Here is a 16,952-nt window from a genome sequence, read left to right as displayed (position 1 = left end):
AATTGACTCTTAATCAATGGGTTCCGGGTTCAAGTCCCGGGGGGTGCACCACCGAAGCCCCGCCTTCAAGGCCACAAGCCTGAAGGCGGGGCTTTTTCGTTCCCTCTGCGATCGCCGGAAAGTGGCTGTAGAGCTGCGTGGGACGCTCGTGTTGTCGTTGGCAAAAATTCGTGTAGAGTGGCATGTCGTTGCGGACGTCAGCGAGAGAAATACATCGCCCGCCGACGAACAAAACAACAGATGCACCTCTAGCTCAATTGGCAGAGCAATTGACTCTTAATCAATGGGTTCCGGGTTCAAGTCCCGGGGGGTGCACCACCGAAGCCCCGCCTTCAAGGCCACAAGCCTGAAGGCGGGGCTTTGCCGTTTCCGGGACCCTGGCCTCAGGCTCCCCTGGGCGGGCCGCCGGAGGAACCTCTGATTTGCAGTTCGCTGCTGACCAGATGCTTCCGGCCCGGCAGGTCGGGGTTGCCCAGCCGTTCCAGGATGTACCTGCCGGCCTGAACGCCGACGGCCAGGTTGCCGTTGTCCACCGAGGTCAGGGACAGGTGTCGGATGCGGGCAAGGTACGTGTTGTCGTAGCCAACCAGGGAAAGGTCGCCTGGAACGGTCACCCCCGTGTCCGCCGCAGCGGAGAGCACGCCGATGCAGGCAATGTCGTTGAAGGCGAAAATGGCCGTCGGCCGGGCAGCGGCAGTCAACAGGGTCCTCGCCGCACTGTACCCGCTTTCCTCACTCATGCCACCTGCCACGGAGCGGGATTCCAGCCCCGCAGCGTGCATCGCCTGCTCATAACCCGCCCGCCGCAGGCGTCCGATCTCGTCAGGGCCCTGAAGGTGGGCAATGCGCGTGTGCCCGAGGCCAATGAGGTGCCCGGTTGCCTTCCGCGCACCGGCAACGTCGTCGTTGACCACCACGTCCACGCCCGGCAGCTCGGGATCAAGGGTGCCCGCCAGGACCACGGGAACCACTGCGGAGGCCTTCCTGATGGCCTCCGCTTCCGTAGTGGTGCCCACCACCACCAGACCGTCGATCCGCTGCTCCAGCAGTGCCTCGACCGACGGCCGGCCGATGCGATGGTCTGTGTAGGAATCGGCGAGGACGGGCGAAACGCCGGCGGAATGCAGGGAAGCGGAGAGACCTTCGAGTAGCTCGATGAACCAGGGGTTCCGGAGGTCATTGAGCAGGACGCCAACGGTACCTGTGCGCGGCATGGAGAGCCCGCGGGCCAGCTTGTTGGGCCGGTAACCGAGTTCTTCCATCGACTCAAGCACCGCCCGCCGTCGGGCTTCGCTGACGTTCCCGGAACCCTGCAGAACCAGCGAAACCAGCGATTTTGACACTCCGGCCCGCTCTGCCACATCGCGGATGGTGGGTTTCGCCGGGGGCTGGCCCCCCTTGGGGATGGATGTGCTCACTGTGCTCCTATTCCGGATACGGCAGGTTGGCGCTGCCCGTCATACCAGCCTAAGGGTTGACGGACAGGTCGTCCGTCCTCGATCATGGACCGGTCCAAGAAAATTCCAAAGAGTCAAAGAGGAACATCATGAGTGAACCGCACGCACGGCGGCTGGTGGCCGGGATGGTTGGAGGCGGCGCAGGGGCAGACATCGGCAAGACGCACCGCCGGGCCATGCGCCTGGACGGTGAATTCGACCTTCAGGCCGGCGTCTTTGGCCGCCAACCGGAACGCTCCGCTGCCCTGGCATACGAACTGGGCATTCCGGAGGACCGGCACTACGCTGGCTTTCGCGAAATGGCGGAACAGGAATCCGGCCGGGAAGACGGCATCGATGTGGTGGTTGTTGCCACGCCGAATGACAGCCACTTCGAGATCGCCCGCACTTTCCTTCAGGCCGGCATCTCCGTGGTGTGCGAGAAGCCGCTGACCCGGTATGCAGTGACCGCCGCGGAACTGGTGCGGATCGCCGCCGACAACGGCGCCATCCTCGCCGTCCCGCACTGCTACTCCGCCTACGCCATGGTGCGGCACGCGGCCCGCATGGTGCGGGACGGGCAACTCGGCACCATCACCTTCGCAGACGTGGAGCACGCCTCGGGCTGGGCCGCCTCTCCCCTGGAGCAGGGCGGGCACAAGCAGGCCACCTGGCGGACGGACCCGGATATCGCCGGCTTCCCCAGCGTCGTAGGCGATCTTGGCACGCACGGCTTCCACCTGCTTCGCTACATCACCGGTCTTGAAGCAGAGCGGGTGTCCGGCCGGTTGAAGACCCTGGTTCCGGGAAGGCGGGTCTTCGACCACGCCACGGTCGAATTGCAGCTCACCGGTGAGGTTCCCGGCCGCTTGTGGGCCAGCATGGCCGCCGCCGGCCATAACCACGGCCTGCGCATCCGGGTCTTCGGCACGAACGGCAACCTCGAATGGCAGCATGAGGATCCGCATCACCTGACGGTCCAGGACCTGAATGGGACCACGACGGTGCTGACGGAGGGGCTCAGCACACTGTCGGAGGATGCCTCCCGCCTCACCAGGGTGGGCCTTGGACATCCTGAAGGGTTCCTCGAAGCCTTCGCCAACTTCTACCGCGACCTGGCCGTGGACCTGCGCGCCCGCCGCGACGGCACTCTGCCGGAGACCCGGGAGCTGTCCTTCCCGACCGGGCACGACGGCCTTGCGGGCGTCAGGTTCGTCGAGGCCGTCGCCGCATCACATGCCCGGGATGCCGCCTGGGTGGCCCCGGCACGTGCCGCAGAGATGGCTGGAGTCTGACAATGCAGCGTTTCGCACTCCTTGGCGCCGGCTTCATTGGTTCCGTTCACGCCGCCAATCTCACCGCCCACCCGGATGTTGATTTCCAGCTGGTTTTTGATGTTGACCAGGACCGCGCGAAGGCCCTCGCTGTCAAGCATGGCGCCCGCGCCGCTGCTAACCTGGCAGAGGTGTTTGACGCCGCGGACATCGACGCGGTATTCATCGCGTCCTCCACCGATACCCATGCCGCACACCTGCGCCGTGCCGCCGAGGCAAAACTGGCAGTACTGTGTGAAAAACCAATCGACCTGGACCTTGGGCAGGCCCGTGAGACTGCCGCCTTCGTAGGCCGGCACGCCGTGCCGGTCATGGTGGACTTCAACCGCCGCTTTGACCGCGACTACGCCGAACTCAAACGGATCGTCGATGCCGGGGAAATCGGAGACGTGGAGCTCATCCAGCTCACCAGCCGCGGCCCGGCCATGTCGCCGCTCCCCTACATCGCCACGTCAGGCGGCCAGATGCGCGACCAGGCCGTTCACTTCTTTGATCTGGCCCGCTGGCTGACAGGAGCGGATCCGGTTGAGGTTTTCGCCACCGGATCGGCCCTGGCCGAACCGCGGCTGGCCGAGTACGGCGATGTGGATACATCCGTGGTGTCCCTCCGGCTCCCCGGCGGCGCGCTGGTCCAGATCGACTGCACGCGCCGTACCGGCTACGGCTACGACGAGCGGATCGAAATCATGGGTTCCCGCGGGTTGGCTGAGGCCGGCCGCCACCGGACCGGCGCCGTGTCCAGGTATTTCACGGGGCAAGTGGTGGCCGACGGCATGCATCCCGGCTGGTTCGAGCGGGTGCAGCCCACCTACGCCGCTGCGCTGGGCCATTTCGTCGCAGGTTTGGAGCGCGGAACGGATAACGACGGCGGCGCACGGCTTACCCCGTCGCTCCAGGATGGCCTGAAGGCACAGGCCATCGCCGAAGCGGCAACCCTGTCCCTGCGCACAGGGAGGACCGAGACGATCCAGTACTGAACTGGGCTAGGCCGCCGCGGGCGGCACTGGACCTGCCGGATTAAGGGCCGCCCCGGCGACGACCGCCGGGCGGGTTCCCCGCACTTCGCCCGGACCAGGCTCCTCCCGGCGTCAGCCCGCCGTCTGCAGCGCCACGCGCACCGGCTCCCCGGACTGCAGCGAGGCCTGGGCGGCGTCGGCCACCATCGACGCGGCGACGGCGTCCTCCGGCGTGCAGGGGTTCTCCCGTTGCCCCAGCACCACTTCCACGAAGGCCGCCATCTCGGCACGGTACGCTGCCTGGAACCGCTCGGCGAACGTCGTATGCGGCCGCCCGGCCGGGAAACCCACTCCCGGTTCGGCAGAAGACATGGCCATGTGCTCATCCATCCCCACCATCACGGACCCCGCGGACCCCTGGAGTTCCAGCCGGACATCATGCCCCGCACCGTTGTAGCGCGTGGCCGAGACCGTTCCGACGCTGCCGTCGTCGAAGGTCACAACGGCGAGCGCCGTGTCGACGTCACCCACGGCCCCGATTGCGGGGTCACCGTTGTTTGACCCCTTGGCGAAAACCTCCACGATTTCCCTGCCGGTGATCCAGCGGAGAATGTCGAAATCGTGGACGGAGCAGTCGCGGAAGAGGCCGCCGGACGTCGCGAGGAACTCCACCGGCGGCGGGGCCATGTCACAGGTGACGGCCCTGACGGTATGGAGCCAGCCCAGCTCGCCCGCAGTGAAAGCGCGTCTGGCCTCGAGATAGCCCGGATCAAACCGTCGCTGGTGGCCGATCTGCACTGTGCCGCCCGTAGCCCGGATATGGTCGAGCACGGGCAGTGATTCCTGCACGTTCACAGCCACAGGCTTCTCGCAGAACACCGGGACCCCGGCGTCCACGCCGGCCCTGATCAGGTCCGGGTGCGTGGCAGTCCCGGTGGCAATGACCAGGCCGTCGATGCCGGATTCCAGCAGGGCCTCAACGGACGGATGGAACGCTGCGCCGATTCCGGCGGCCAGTGACCGGGCGGGCTCTGCCGCCACGTCGGTCAGTTTGAGGTGAACCGCGGTGCCCTGCGGGTTCATCAGTTCGTTCAGGCCGGTGATGTTCCGGGCGTGCATGGCGCCGATGCGGCCTACTCCCACGAGCCCAAGGGTCACTTCTGTCATGCTGCTCCTTTGCTGTTCGGATTTCCCTGCTCCGCGGGTTTGCTCTCGTGGACGTCGGCGACCTCGGCCTGGACTTCCTTGAGCGCGTCAGTGTGGCCGCCAAGCTGTTCGAGTTCGTGGGCGAGTTCTGCGAGTTCGGCGCCGCCGGCCATCTGGGCGGTCAGTTCCTCCAGTGTGATGTCCTTCTTCTCGTAGTAGCCGATCGATTTGCCGCGCTTGAGGAGCAGGAACCGGTCCCCGACCGGGAAAGCGTGGTGCGGGTTGTGGGTGATAAAGATGACCCCAAGGCCGCGGTCCCGGGCCTGCAGGATGTACCGCAGCACAACGCCGGACTGCTTCACGCCGAGGGCGGCGGTGGGTTCGTCCAGGATCAGGACCTTGGCGCCGAAGTACACGGCCCGGGCGATAGCCACGCACTGGCGTTCACCGCCGGAGAGCTGCCCGATGGGCTGCTCGACGTCGCGCAGGTCGATGCCCATGTCCGCGAGCTCCTGCTTGGTGATGTCCTTCATCCGCTGGACATCCAGGCGCCTGAACGGGCCGGCCCCGGTAGTAATCTCCGAGCCGAGGAAGAAATTCCGCCAGATCGGCATCAGGGACACGACGGCGAGGTCCTGGTAGACCGCGGCGATCCCGGCGTCCAGTGCCTCGCGCGGCGAACTGAGCTTGCGCTCCTCCCCCATGATCCTGAACGTGCCCTCATCGTGCTGGTGCAGGCCGGCAATGATCTTGATCAGCGTGGACTTCCCGGCGCCGTTGTCGCCCAGGACGCAGGTGACGCGGCCGTTGTCCACCGCCATCGTCACGTCACGGAGGGCGATGATGTTGCCGTAGTGCTTGCCGACGTTCTCCAGCGACAGCAGGTGGACCGGGGTGTGCGTCAGCGGGTCTTTTTCTTCCTTGAGCAGCGTCTGCTGGTCAATCCGGTGTGCATTCATGGTCCGGCTCCTATTTCAGTTCCGCGCGGCGCTTGACGATCAGGTTCACAATGGTGGCCAGCAGCAGCATCAGGCCCAGGAAGAACTTGAACCAGTCCGGGTTCCACTGCGCGTACACGATGCCCTTGTTGGCCATCCCGAAGATGAACGCACCGATCGCTCCGCCCACCGCCGAGCCGTAACCGCCGGTGAGCAGGCACCCGCCGATCACGGCGGCAATGATGTAGAGGAACTCGTTGCCCACGCCCTCACCGGACTGCACGGCGTCGAACGCGAACAGGTTGTGCATCCCCAGGACCCAGCCGCAGAACCCGACCGCCATGAAGAGGCCGATCTTGGTCTTCGTCACGGGAACGCCCACCGCGCGGGCCGCGTTCGCGTCCCCGCCGGCGGCGAAAATCCAGTTCCCCACCCGGCTCCGCAGCAGCACCCACGAGGCCACCGCCACGAGGGCAATCCAGATGAAGACGGTGATCTTGACTTCCACGCCGCCCAGGGTGATCGAGGAAGCGAAGATGGCCTGGGCGGAGGAGAACCCGTCCATGGTGGAGATCGACGGAGAAGATACACTGCCGCCGATCAGGCGGGTGAGACCGAGGTTGAGTCCGGTCAGCATCAGGAACGTCGCCAGTGTCACGATGAAGCTGGGGAGCTTGGTCTTGATCAGGATCCAGCCGTTGATGAAGCCGATGCCCAGCGAGACCACCAGGGCCAGGCCGACGCCGACCCAGACATTCATGCTGAAGTACCAGCTGAACAGGGACGCCGTCAGTGCCGAACTGATCACCGCGACGCCGGTGGAGAGGTCGAATTCACCGCCGATCATCAGCAGCGACACCCCCACCGCCATAATGCCGATCGTCGAGGAACCATAGAGCACGGTGGCGAAGGCGTTCGGCTGGGTGAAGGTCTGGGACACGGACGCGAAAAACACGAACAGGACAATCGCCCCGACGAGGGCCCCAACCTCGGGACGGCCAAGCAGCTTTTGCAGCGGATTGCGCCTGCCGACGCGCTCGTCACTCAGCGCCGGTTTGGTAATGGTTTGGGTCACGGTCATTGGAATGCTCCTTGCTGCCCGGTCCGGCGTCGCCGCCGGACCGGGGTGGCTGACTCTAGCGGATTCCCTGCTGGGCGAAGGTAAGGGCGTTGGCCGCTCCGGCCTTGTCGACGATGGTGGGGCCGGTCAGGACAGGCTGGCCGCCGCCGAGCTTGAATCCGCCCCGCTTGGCCTGCCACAGCGCATCCACCGAGCCGTAGCCCTGAAGCCAGGGCTGCTGGTCGACGGTGAATTCGACCGTGCCGTCAGCGATCTTTTGGGCGAGCTCTGCGTTCATGTCAAAGGAAGCCACCTTGGCCTTGCTGCCGGCTCCGGTCACCGCCTTGAGGATGGTGAGCGTGTAGGGAGCGCCCAGGCCAATGATGACGTCGGCATCAGCCGTGGCCTGGAGTTTGGCAGTCACGGTGGAGGATACCTGGGTCATGTCCGTGCCCTGTACGTACAGGATCTCCGTGGCCGGGACCTTTGACTTCACGCCGGCGCAGCGGGCTTCGAGGCCGACGTGTCCCTGCTCCTGGATGACGCAGACTGGGTGCTTGAGTCCGAGCGAATTAAGCTTGTCGCCCACGGCTTCACCGGCGAGTTTCTCATTCGACCCGAAGTGCGTGAACGCCCCGAGCTGCGCGAAGACGGATTCACCGGCATTGAGGCTCACGACAGGGATGCCCGCATCGGTGGCTTTCTTGAGGGCGTCTTTCAGGGCATCAGGCTTGGCCAGGGTCACGGCGATGCCGTCCACCTTCTGGTCCACGGCCTGCTGGATCAGCTGGGCCTGCCGGCCACCTTCAGGGTCGGACGTGTAAAGCAACTCCACATTGTCCTTGGCTGCGGCCTCTTCGGCGCCCTTGCGCACGATGTCCCAGAAGGTGTCACCTGGTGCGGCATGCGTGATCAGCGCGACCTTGATGCGTGGCGTCGACGCTGCCTGCCCGCCACCTCCGGCGTTCGCATTCTCAGGTGCCCTGCCGCCGCTGGATGAACAGGCACTGAGGGCCAGCATCGGCACGACGGCGGCGACCAGCGCCACCCTCCGCAATGAAAATCTCTTCACCGAAAATCTCCTTTGATTCGGGCTCCGGCCACACCAGACTGCGGGTGCCGAAATGTTGATATCACTGATCATGGTGACTTACATCACGCTTGTCAATCTTTGTCCTAACATTAGGACGATAATATGTTCCGCGGCTCACGGTGAACGCGTTGCGGAACGCTGCCAAAGCGTTGTCCCCTGCCTCCGGCCCCGCTCCTCCGGAGGCCGCTGCCTCAAGGCCAACGACGCCTGAGTAGCCGGTGCCGGCGAGCGCCTTCGCGACGGCACCGTAGTTGATTTCCCCGGTGCCGGGCTCACACCGGCCGGGAACGTCCGCCACCTGGACTTCACCGATCCATGGGAGTGCGCCGCGGACAAGTTCGATCAGGTTTCCCTCACCGATCTGGGCGTGGTAAAGGTCAAGCATCATTCTCACGTTCGGGTGATCAGCCGCGGACACGAGTGCCTGTGTGTCCTTGGCCCGGGCCAAAGGTATGCCCGGATGGTCCAGGACCGTGTTGAGGTTCTCGAGCACAAAGACCACGCCGTGCCTCTCGCCCAGGCTCCCCAGCCGTTCCAGGGCGCGGAGACCGGTCATCCACATCTGGCCGCTGGAGCGGTGGAGGGGCCGCACGGCAGCCCCGTCGGCGCCAAGTTCCGCCGGGTGGACCACCATCCGCCCAACGCCTAACTCCAGCGCCGTCGGGATGAGTTTTTCCGCCGATTCAACCACCCGGTCCGAACCGTCGGGATCAATGAGGCTGCCGCCAAAGTAGCCGCTCATGGAGGAAAACCGGGCGCCCGTGGCAACCAGCGCCGGAATGTCACGGTTCCGCGTGTCCCAGAGTTCCACTTCGAAGCCCTGCGCGTGAATGCGCCGCACCCGCTCGACCAGGGGCAGCTCCCCATAGATCATCTCGGCGCAGGCCGCGAGCCGGAAGCTCATGCGCCGTGTCCGGTCAGCTGCGGTTCCGTGAGTTGCGGTTCCGTGCGCTGAGGTTCCGTGCGCTGTGGTTCCCTGAATTGCAGTCCAGGGAGCTGCCATCCAGGCTCGGCAGCCTGCAGCTGCGCCACCGTTGAAACCTCCACCGGGAGGCCGGTCTCGTGCGACCGGATGGCCGCCAGCGCCACGGCAAGCGCGTTGCGCGCATCGACGCCACCGGGGGCTGGGCTTCCGTCCTGCCGGTGCCCTGCACGGCGGGCAGCAACGCCGTCGACAAACCGGGCAAGTTCGGCAGTGTAGGCATCATGGAAGAGGTCGATATTCAGCCGCACAGTGCCAGCGGCAATGCCCGCAGCGGTGTAGCTCAGGGCACTCGATGACTGGGGCCCGCCGGCAGTGACCATGCCGGCCGATCCGAAGACCTCTCCGCGCACGTCGTAGCCGTAGAGGGCGTTGAAGTTGGCCTCGGCCACCGCGATTGCCCCATTGCTGTACGTCACGGTGACCACGGCCGTATCCAACAGGCCGCCGGCTTTCGCTTCCGGCGCCACCAGCGCATCGGCCACTGCGTGCACTTTGACCGGAACCGCACCCGGATTCAGCCAATTAAGGGTGTCAAAGTCATGGATCAGCGTTTCCAGGAAGATCGTTCCGGGCGCGATCCGTTCCGGGGCGGCAAGACCCGCCGCGGTCCCTGGGTCCCGCGTGAGGGAGCGCAGCAGCTGGGGGTTGCCCACGGCGCCGTCGTCGATTAGTTTCCTGGCGGCAGCGAAGTCAGCCGCGAATCGCCGGTTGAACCCGAACTGGACGTTGACCCCGGCAGCATCCGCGGCAGCCAGCGCTTTGTCCAGTTCTTCGACAGTGCGGCCTCCCGGCTTTTCGCAGAAGACGTCCTTGCCCGCACGGGCAGCAGCTGCGATCAGGCCGGAATGGAACCTCGCGGGAGACGCCACCAGGACCGCATCAATCCCGGGGTCACCCATGATGTCCGCCGGATCCTCGGTAATTCTGGCAATTCCAAGCCTGCTTGCCAGGGCCTCGGCGGCCGGAACCGCGGGATCGGCGACGGCATCGAGCCGCGCGTTCGGGATCCGCCGCGCCACGGATTCGGCGTGGAAGGCGCCGATCCAGCCTGCTCCGATCAGGCCGAGGCGGACGGGCCGGTTTTCAGAGGACGGCTGCTGAATGTAGGTCATGACTCGCTCCTAGGAGGTTCTAGATCGTTCTAGTGGGAAGATCGTGGCACAGTTTCTGGCGTTCTGTCTAGAACGTTCTATAGACTGCTTCCGGCAAGGAGGCGCATGACTGAACAGCAACGGCGGCCAACCCTGATGGATGTGGCCGAAGCGGCCGGGGTATCGCGGGCACTGGTATCGATCGTGATGCGCGGCGCCCCCGGCGCGGCCGACGCCACCCGGCAAAAGGTGCTGGACACTGCCCGCGGGCTCGGCTACCGGCCCGACAGCCGAGCCCGGCTGCTGCGCAGCAGCCGCACCAAACTTCTGGGCCTCAGCTTCTCCACGGCTCACGCCTTCCACGCAGAAATTGTGGACGCCGCCTACGCCGAGGCCGGTGCCAAGGGCTACGAACTCGCGTTGGGCGGTGTCACCAGCGGCAGGCCTGAAGCGCGGACCATCGAGGCCCTGCTGGATTTCGGATCCGAGGCCCTGATCCTGGTCTCGCCCACACTCAGCAGCGCCGAACTGGCGCGGTACGCCGGCCAGGTGCCCGTGGTGAGCCTCCTCAGGAGCGACGTCGGTGAACTCACCGATTCGGTGAGCAGCGACGACCACGAGGGCATCCGCATGGCCGTGGAGCACCTTGTTTCCCTGGGGCACCGGCGGATCGTGCATGTCGACGGCGGTACGGCCGTTTCGGCCGAAGCGCGCCGTACTGCCTTTCGGACGGAAATGGAACACCGGGGCCTGGTGCCGGCCATCGTTGCCGGTGGCGCCATGGAGGAAGACGGCATGGCTGCCGGCAATTCGCTGCGCCAGAACATGCCAACGGCTGTCATAGCCTTCAACGACAGGGCAGCTCTTGGCATCATCGAGAGCCTCCGGGCACAGGGGCTTGAGGTCCCGGCCGATGTGTCAGTGCTGGGCTACGACGACAGCCAGTTCGCGCGGCTCAGCTACGTGCAGCTGTCCTCGGTCAGCCAGGACGCGCCGCTGCTCGCGGCAGCAGCTGTGGACCGGGCCGTGGCGCGGATTGAAGGAACGCAGCCGGCCGGGCAGGTTGTCCGGAGGCCGCATCTGGTTGCTCGCAGAACCACCGCCGCCCCACGTGCAGGCGGGTAGCCGCCGTGCAGGCACTTTGCGGGCGCTGGAAAGCGGCGGTACTAGGAATTGGCCTCGACCGTCAGCCCGGCGTCGGCGCCGGCCACGATGGCGTTGGTCTCGGGCGAAGCAAAGCGCTTGGCCAGCTCCCTGACCACGGCCTGAAGTTCCTGGCGGAGCACGTCCGGGTCAATGGACGCCGCGGCGAGGACCGAACGCTCCATGTCCGCTGCTGCCATGACAGCCTCGGTGCCGCGCTCGGTGAGTGAAACAACATGGCTGCGGCGGTCGGACGTGCTGCGCTGCCGCACGATATGCCCGTGGGATTCGAGGCGGCTCAGCGTCTTACCCATGGTCTGCGCCTGCACGCGGACGAGCTGGGCAAGCTGCGCCTGCGTCATGGGGCCGCTGTTGTAGAGCACTTCGATGGCGATGACGCCGGCGTGGGTAAGGCCAATGGCACCCAGCTTCTCGTTCCAGGAGTGCTCAACGAGGCGGGCAGCCGTGGACAAGAGGCGCCCTGTGGGCCAGCGATCCATATCAGGCATACCACCAAGTATAACTAAGCCTGATTAGTACCCGGCACGGAGCCCTTACTAAGCTGAAATGTCCTGATCAAAAACAAGGAGACAACGTTGGCTGAAAAACTTAAGGCGGGCGACAACGCACCCGGCTTCACACTGAAGGATGCTACGGGAGCGGACGTCAGCCTCAGCGACTACCGCGGCCGGAACACCATCGTCTACTTCTACCCGGCCGCCGCCACGCCCGGCTGCACCAAGCAGGCCTGCGACTTCCGGGACAGCCTGGCATCCCTGCAGGCTGCCGGCTACGAGGTGCTGGGGATTTCGCCCGACCCCGTGCCCAAACTTGCCAAATTCGCCGACGCCGAGGGCCTTACCTTTCCGCTCCTGTCGGACGAAGAACATGCCGTCGCCGAGGCGTACGCCGCGTGGGGCGAGAAGAAGAACTACGGCAAGACCTACGAGGGCCTCATCCGCTCTACCGTGGTGGTGGACCAGGACGGCAAAGTTGCCGTGGCCCAGTACAACGTCCGCGCCACGGGGCACGTCGCCAAGCTGCGCAGGGACCTCAAGCTCGAAGAGGCTGGCTAGCCCTTCGCCTGAACAGCTGACCGCGCCTGCGGCGGGCACTGCACAGGTGACGGTACAATTGAGGCTGGCATCCGCCGTCGTACGTTTTCCTGCTGCCCGCAGCACGGACAGCGCCGCGGGTGGAGCCGGGCGCGAGTGGTGAAATTGGCAGACACGCAGGATTTAGGTTCCTGTGCCTTCGGGCGTGGGGGTTCAAGTCCCCCCTTGCGCACAGAGATGAGAAGGAATCCCGGGCTCCGGCCCGGGATTTCTGCGTTTAAAAACTTTCCTCAAGAAATCTCCGGATTCACCCATCCATAGCTGCAGGGCAGGCGAATACCCAGTGAGACACCGCCCAAGAGCCTGGAAGAACAGGCCGGTGCCCCACAGTCGGAAAAAGGATCACCGGAGGATCCCGTTCTCCCTCCGGCCCGTTCATCGGCACAACTAAGGAGAAGTGAAATGCAGTCCTTCAAGCGCCCCACCTTCACTGTCGCAGGTCTCGCTGCCGCAGCCCTGCTGAGCCTCACCGCCTGTGGCGGCTCCGCCGGTACGTCCGGCAACTCATCGGCCGCCCCCGAAACGTCCAGCGCCGCTCCGTCGAGCATGGCTCCGTCGCCGTCCGAGACTTCGGCGGCGGCCATGGACCCGGCCGCCAACCTCGCCGGCCCCGGTTGCGCTGATTACGCCAAGCAGGTGCCCAGCGGCAAGGGCTCCGTCGCCGGCATGGCCATGGACCCCGTGGCCGTAGCCGCCTCGAACAACCCGCTGCTGAAGACACTGACAGCCGCTGTGTCCGGCAAGCTGAACCCGAAGGTCAATCTGGTTGACACGCTGAACGGCAGCGAGTTCACAGTGTTCGCCCCGGTTGACGATGCCTTCGCGAAGATCGACACAGCAACGATCGAGACCCTGAAGAAGGACGACGCCCTCCTGAGCAAGATCCTCACCTACCACGTGGTGCCGGGCCAGGTCACGCCCGACAAGATCGTGGGAACGCACAAGACTGTGCAGGGCGGCTCGGTAACGGTTACGGGCACCAAGGATGCCCTCAAGGTGGACGGGGCCAACGTGATCTGCGGCGGCGTCCAGACGGCGAATGCCACCGTGTACCTCGTGGACTCGGTGCTGATGCCCAAGTAACCGCCCGCCCAAGTACTCACCGCAACTGAAGGCCGGGGTCCGAACCGAATTCGGCCCCCGGCTTTTGCGTGCCCTTCGCGGCTTCATGCCTTTTACGTGTCCGTGCCCCTTTTCGTGTCCCCGCTCACGCATAAGGCGGAGGCCGGCGATCCGTCAATTAGACTGGGTGCCGGGCAAGCAGCCGCCCAGTGCACCCCAGCAGTCCAGAGGTGGTAATCGAGTGCCCAGCAGCAGTATCCCGCGCCGTACGGCCATCAAGGCCGGCGCCGTGTTCCTGGGCCTGTCCCTCACCTCGTGCACAAGCGAAGCCGGGCCCACGCCGTCGTCCGCGGCGGCGAGCACCGCCACAACGGCATCCCCCGCCGCCCCCTCCGAATCGTTCACGTTCGGAACGGCCTCGCAGCCTCTGGGACTGGATCCCGCACTTGCCAACGACGCCGAATCGACGCGGATCACCCGGCAGGTCCTGGAAGGGCTCGTGGGCGTTGACCAGACAACCGGAGAACCCACGCCGCTGCTGGCGACGGAGTGGACGGAATCGCCTGACGGCATGTCGTACACCTTCACCCTTCGCCCGGGAATCAAGTTCCACGACGGCTCCCCATTCAACGCCGACGCCGTCTGCACCAACTTCGAGCGCTGGTTCAAGTTTCCGGCGGCGCTGCGGAAGCAGGCTCCGGGAACGAGCTTCAAAGGGGTCTTCAGGGAGCACGCCGACCATGCTGCGCTGTCTGTCTTCAAATCCTGCACGGCCCTGTCGGCCCTGCGGGTACGGATCAGCCTCACTGAACGCTTCACCGGCTTCCTTCAGGCCCTGACGCTCCCCGCTTTCGCCATCTCCTCCCCCAGGGCACTCGCTGCCGGCAAGGCGGACCAGCTCAGCCTGCGCCGCGGCAGCCAGGCAGTGTCCGCCTATGCCACACACCCCGTGGGTACCGGCCCCTTCCGCTTCTCCGCGTGGGACAGCGCGGGCGTCACCCTCGTGGCCAACAAGGAGTACTGGGGCACCCTCGGGCAAATCGCCACGCTCCGGTTCGTCACCTACGACCACCCGCAACTGCGGCTGCAGGCCCTTTTGGACGGCAGGATTGACGGCTATGACGCCGTGACGGTGGGCAACTTCGACCAGCTGGTCAAGCGCGGCATGCAGATCATCCAGCGGGACCCGTTCTCGGTGATGTATCTGGGCATGAACCAGGACATACCGGTACTGAAGGACCTCAAGGTCCGCCAGGCGATCGAGCTCGCCATCGACAAGGACACCCTGATCAGGCGGTTCTTCATTGACAACACGGCCCAGGCCTCACAGTTTGTGCCGCCCAAGCTCAGCGGGTTCAACAACAACGCACCTGCACTGGGTCACGATCCCGCCAAGGCCAGGGAACTCCTGGCAGAAGCCGGCTACAAGGGCCAGCCGCTGAAGTTCTACTACCCCTTGAACGCCACCCGTCCATACCTGCCCACCCCGGAGAAGGTCTACGCGGAAATCAGCCGCCAGCTCACCGCAGTCGGCCTCAACATCAAACCCGTCCCCGTCGACTGGACGGACGGCTACCTGCAAAAGGTGCAGAACCCCGGCGACCACGCCCTGCACCTGCTCGGCTGGAACGGTTCCTACGCCGACGCGGACAACTTCCTCGCCCCGCTTTTCGGCGAGAAGAACGGTGAGTTCGGCTACCAGGACCCGCAGGTATTTTCCAAGATTGACCGTGCCCGCGGCCTCCCGGACGGCCAGGAGCGCACGCAGCAGTACCAGACCATCAATGCCCAGATTGCAGAGTCCCTGCCTGCCGTCCCCATCGCGTTTCCGATCTCTGCTCTGGCCCTGTCCGACCGGGTCGTCAGCTATCCCGCCTCGCCGGTATTAAATGAAGTTTTCACCAAGGTCCAGCTGAGGCCTTGACGCCGGGGGCCAATTTCAGTTAGTGGGCCGTGCGGGGATATTCTGTGACAGCCAGAGCCGCCTATCGGAGACTGATTGTGACCTTCATTTCCAAGACCCAACATGCCGACGTCGTTCTTATTGGCGGCGGCATCATGAGCGCCACACTGGGTGCGTTCATCAAGCAGCTCGAACCCAACTGGACCATCTCCCTGTTCGAAAGGCTTGACGAGGCCGGCCTGGAGAGCTCGGGACCGTGGAACAACGCCGGTACCGGACATGCAGCACTGTGTGAGCTTAACTACTCCCCCGCAGCCAAAGACGGCTCGGTCAACCCCGCCAAGGCACTGCACATCAACGAGCAGTACCAGCTGTCCCGCCAGTTCTGGTCCCACCTGGTGGACAACTCCCTGATCGGCTCGCCCAAGGGTTTCATCAACACCGTTCCGCACATGAGCTTCGTCATCGGCGACGACAACTCCAACTTCCTTAAGACCCGGTACAACGCGCTCAAGGAGCACACCCTGTTCCGGAGCATGGAGTACTCCGAGGACTTCGCACAGATCGCCAAGTGGGCGCCGCTGATCGTCAAGGGCCGCGACACCAAGCAGCGCGTCGCCGCCACCCGCGCGGCTGAGGGCACCGACGTCGACTTCGGCGCCCTGACCCGCGAACTGACCGGCTACCTCGCCAACAACGGCGTGGAAATCAACTACGGCCACGACGTCACCGACGTCCGCCGGGCATCCGACGGCGGCTGGGACCTTTCGCTCAAGCACCCGGCTTCCGGGGAGCGCAGCAGCATCCGGGCCAAGTTTGTCTTCGTCGGCGCGGGCGGCGGGGCGCTCCACCTGCTTCAGGCCTCCGGCATCCCGGAAAGCAAGGGCTTCGGCGGGTTCCCCGTCTCCGGCCAGTTCTTCCGGTGCACGGACCCCGCCCTCGCCTCCCAGCACAACGCCAAGGTCTACGGCCAGGCCTCGGTCGGCGCACCGCCCATGTCCGTGCCGCACCTGGACACCCGTTATGTCAACGGCAAGCGGTCCCTGCTGTTCGGCCCCTACGCCGGCTTCTCAACGAACTTCCTGAAGAACGGAAGCTACCTTGACCTCCCGCTGTCCATCCGGCCCAGCAACATCATCCCGATGCTCGCCGTGGCCAAGGACAACATGGACCTGACTGCCTATCTGGTCAAGGAGGTGGCCAAGCGCCACAGTGACAAGGTCGAGGCCCTGCGCGAGTACTACCCCGAGGCCAAGGACGGCGACTGGGAACTCATCACCGCCGGCCAGCGTGTGCAGATCATCAAGAAGGATCCGAAGAAGGGCGGTGTCCTGCAGTTCGGCACCGAGGTGATCGCCGCCCGCGACGGTTCCATCGGCGCCCTCCTCGGCGCCTCGCCGGGGGCGTCCACGGCCGTGCCCATCATGATCGAGCTCCTGCAGAAGTCCTTCCCCAAGAACTTCAAGGGCTGGCAGTCCAAGCTCAAGGAAATGATGCCGGGCTACGGCGTCAAGCTCAACGAAAATCCGGAGCTGGCGGCCGAACTCGAGAAGGCCACCGCCAAGAGCCTCCAGCTGGAAACCGCGCCCGCAGTCCAGCGTTGACCTTCCGGCGCTAACCTTCCGGGGCCAACCCGGCACGGGTTGCGGCAGGCTCCACCGAAGTCAATTAGACCGTCAACCCAGGAGAT

Annotated in this window: 15 protein-coding genes and 2 tRNA genes; 9 read left to right on the top strand and 8 right to left on the bottom strand. The window is 65.3% G+C overall.

What is annotated here, in order from left to right:
• Positions 1–242: 242 nt before the first annotated feature.
• Positions 243–318 (top strand) — tRNA-Lys (locus tag ACFUTU_RS05070).
• A 65-nt stretch (positions 319–383) separates the two neighbouring features.
• On the opposite strand, the gene ACFUTU_RS05065 is transcribed toward ACFUTU_RS05070, so the two are convergent.
• Positions 384–1,418 (bottom strand): LacI family DNA-binding transcriptional regulator, encoded by a 1,035-nt coding sequence (locus ACFUTU_RS05065; RefSeq protein ID WP_377961409.1) that lies wholly within the window; start codon positions 1,416–1,418, stop codon positions 384–386.
• Positions 1,419–1,546: 128 nt separating this feature from the next.
• Between ACFUTU_RS05065 and ACFUTU_RS05060 the strand changes: the two genes are divergently transcribed.
• Both ACFUTU_RS05060 and ACFUTU_RS05055 read left to right on the top strand, forming a co-directional pair.
• Positions 1,547–2,731 carry a Gfo/Idh/MocA family protein gene (locus ACFUTU_RS05060; protein WP_377961406.1) on the top strand — a complete coding sequence of 395 codons (1,185 nt, stop codon included), beginning with the start codon at positions 1,547–1,549 and terminating at the stop codon, positions 2,729–2,731.
• Positions 2,732–2,733: 2 nt separating this feature from the next.
• The gene (locus ACFUTU_RS05055; RefSeq protein ID WP_377961404.1) at positions 2,734–3,747 is read left to right on the top strand and encodes a Gfo/Idh/MocA family oxidoreductase; all 1,014 of its coding nucleotides are present in this window, start codon (positions 2,734–2,736) and stop codon (positions 3,745–3,747) included.
• 111 nt (positions 3,748–3,858) lie between these two features.
• Here the strand turns inward: ACFUTU_RS05055 and ACFUTU_RS05050 are convergent, their stop codons facing one another.
• The 6 genes from ACFUTU_RS05050 to ACFUTU_RS05025 form a co-directional block, all read right to left on the bottom strand.
• The gene (locus tag ACFUTU_RS05050; RefSeq protein ID WP_377961401.1) at positions 3,859–4,893 is read right to left on the bottom strand and encodes a Gfo/Idh/MocA family oxidoreductase; all 1,035 of its coding nucleotides are present in this window, start codon (positions 4,891–4,893) and stop codon (positions 3,859–3,861) included.
• Positions 4,890–5,831: an ATP-binding cassette domain-containing protein gene (locus ACFUTU_RS05045; protein WP_377961399.1), complete on the bottom strand. Its 942-nt coding sequence runs from the start codon at positions 5,829–5,831 to the stop codon at positions 4,890–4,892. The genes ACFUTU_RS05050 and ACFUTU_RS05045 overlap by 4 nt, the downstream gene beginning before the upstream one ends.
• Positions 5,832–5,841: 10 nt before the next feature.
• Entirely contained in the window at positions 5,842–6,891 is a 1,050-nt protein-coding gene (locus ACFUTU_RS05040; RefSeq protein WP_377961397.1) for an ABC transporter permease, read from the bottom strand.
• 55 nt (positions 6,892–6,946) lie between these two features.
• Entirely contained in the window at positions 6,947–7,942 is a 996-nt protein-coding gene (locus tag ACFUTU_RS05035; protein WP_377961394.1) for a substrate-binding domain-containing protein, read from the bottom strand.
• 61 nt (positions 7,943–8,003) lie between these two features.
• A complete protein-coding gene (locus ACFUTU_RS05030; protein WP_377961392.1) occupies positions 8,004–8,867 on the bottom strand; it encodes a TIM barrel protein in 864 nt (287 codons plus the stop codon).
• On the bottom strand, positions 8,864–10,060 hold the full coding sequence (locus ACFUTU_RS05025; protein ID WP_377961390.1) for a Gfo/Idh/MocA family oxidoreductase: 1,197 nt from the start codon (positions 10,058–10,060) through the stop codon (positions 8,864–8,866). Before ACFUTU_RS05025 ends, ACFUTU_RS05030 begins: the two co-directional genes overlap by 4 nt.
• Positions 10,061–10,165: 105 nt before the next feature.
• Here ACFUTU_RS05025 and ACFUTU_RS05020 point away from each other — a divergent pair, with 105 nt between their 5' ends.
• Positions 10,166–11,164 carry a LacI family DNA-binding transcriptional regulator gene (locus tag ACFUTU_RS05020; RefSeq protein WP_377961387.1) on the top strand — a complete coding sequence of 333 codons (999 nt, stop codon included), beginning with the start codon at positions 10,166–10,168 and terminating at the stop codon, positions 11,162–11,164.
• Between the two features lie 41 nt (positions 11,165–11,205).
• On the opposite strand, the gene ACFUTU_RS05015 is transcribed toward ACFUTU_RS05020, so the two are convergent.
• Positions 11,206–11,682 (bottom strand): MarR family winged helix-turn-helix transcriptional regulator, encoded by a 477-nt coding sequence (locus ACFUTU_RS05015; protein WP_377961457.1) that lies wholly within the window; start codon positions 11,680–11,682, stop codon positions 11,206–11,208.
• A 96-nt stretch (positions 11,683–11,778) separates the two neighbouring features.
• Between ACFUTU_RS05015 and bcp the strand changes: the two genes are divergently transcribed.
• From bcp to ACFUTU_RS04990, 5 genes are all read left to right on the top strand, one after another.
• Complete coding sequence (gene bcp / locus ACFUTU_RS05010) at positions 11,779–12,258, top strand: thioredoxin-dependent thiol peroxidase (protein ID WP_377961384.1); 480 nt, start codon at positions 11,779–11,781, stop codon at positions 12,256–12,258.
• Between the two features lie 129 nt (positions 12,259–12,387).
• Positions 12,388–12,469, top strand: a tRNA-Leu gene (locus tag ACFUTU_RS05005).
• 230 nt (positions 12,470–12,699) lie between these two features.
• Positions 12,700–13,380, top strand: coding sequence for a fasciclin domain-containing protein (locus ACFUTU_RS05000; RefSeq protein ID WP_377961382.1), 681 nt, complete (start codon positions 12,700–12,702; stop codon positions 13,378–13,380).
• A gap of 220 nt (positions 13,381–13,600) precedes the next feature.
• Positions 13,601–15,283, top strand: coding sequence for an ABC transporter substrate-binding protein (locus tag ACFUTU_RS04995; protein ID WP_377961380.1), 1,683 nt, complete (start codon positions 13,601–13,603; stop codon positions 15,281–15,283).
• Between the two features lie 77 nt (positions 15,284–15,360).
• On the top strand, positions 15,361–16,866 hold the full coding sequence (locus ACFUTU_RS04990; RefSeq protein WP_377961377.1) for a malate:quinone oxidoreductase: 1,506 nt from the start codon (positions 15,361–15,363) through the stop codon (positions 16,864–16,866).
• Positions 16,867–16,952 lie beyond the last annotated feature (86 nt).

The organism is Arthrobacter sp. NPDC057388, assembly GCF_042668165.1.
In the GTDB taxonomy this organism is placed as follows: Bacteria; Actinomycetota; Actinomycetes; order Actinomycetales; family Micrococcaceae; genus Arthrobacter.
Note: the sequence above shows the minus strand (reverse complement) of the source record. Positions and strands in the feature narration are given on the sequence as shown.

Bases quoted from the DNA above. Each gene is read 5' to 3' on its own strand.
- ACFUTU_RS05020 (WP_377961387.1), top strand. From the start codon at position 10,166: ATGACTGAACAGCAACGGCGGCCAACCCTGATGGATGTGGCCGAAGCG.
- ACFUTU_RS05025 (WP_377961390.1), bottom strand. From the start codon at position 10,060: ATGACCTACATTCAGCAGCCGTCCTCTGAAAACCGGCCCGTCCGCCTC.
- ACFUTU_RS05015 (WP_377961457.1), bottom strand. From the start codon at position 11,682: ATGGATCGCTGGCCCACAGGGCGCCTCTTGTCCACGGCTGCCCGCCTC.
- ACFUTU_RS05030 (WP_377961392.1), bottom strand. From the start codon at position 8,867: ATGAGCTTCCGGCTCGCGGCCTGCGCCGAGATGATCTATGGGGAGCTG.
- ACFUTU_RS05060 (WP_377961406.1), top strand. From the start codon at position 1,547: ATGAGTGAACCGCACGCACGGCGGCTGGTGGCCGGGATGGTTGGAGGC.
- ACFUTU_RS05040 (WP_377961397.1), bottom strand. From the start codon at position 6,891: ATGACCGTGACCCAAACCATTACCAAACCGGCGCTGAGTGACGAGCGC.
- ACFUTU_RS05050 (WP_377961401.1), bottom strand. From the start codon at position 4,893: ATGACAGAAGTGACCCTTGGGCTCGTGGGAGTAGGCCGCATCGGCGCC.
- ACFUTU_RS05000 (WP_377961382.1), top strand. From the start codon at position 12,700: ATGCAGTCCTTCAAGCGCCCCACCTTCACTGTCGCAGGTCTCGCTGCC.
- ACFUTU_RS05055 (WP_377961404.1), top strand. From the start codon at position 2,734: ATGCAGCGTTTCGCACTCCTTGGCGCCGGCTTCATTGGTTCCGTTCAC.
- ACFUTU_RS05045 (WP_377961399.1), bottom strand. From the start codon at position 5,831: ATGAATGCACACCGGATTGACCAGCAGACGCTGCTCAAGGAAGAAAAA.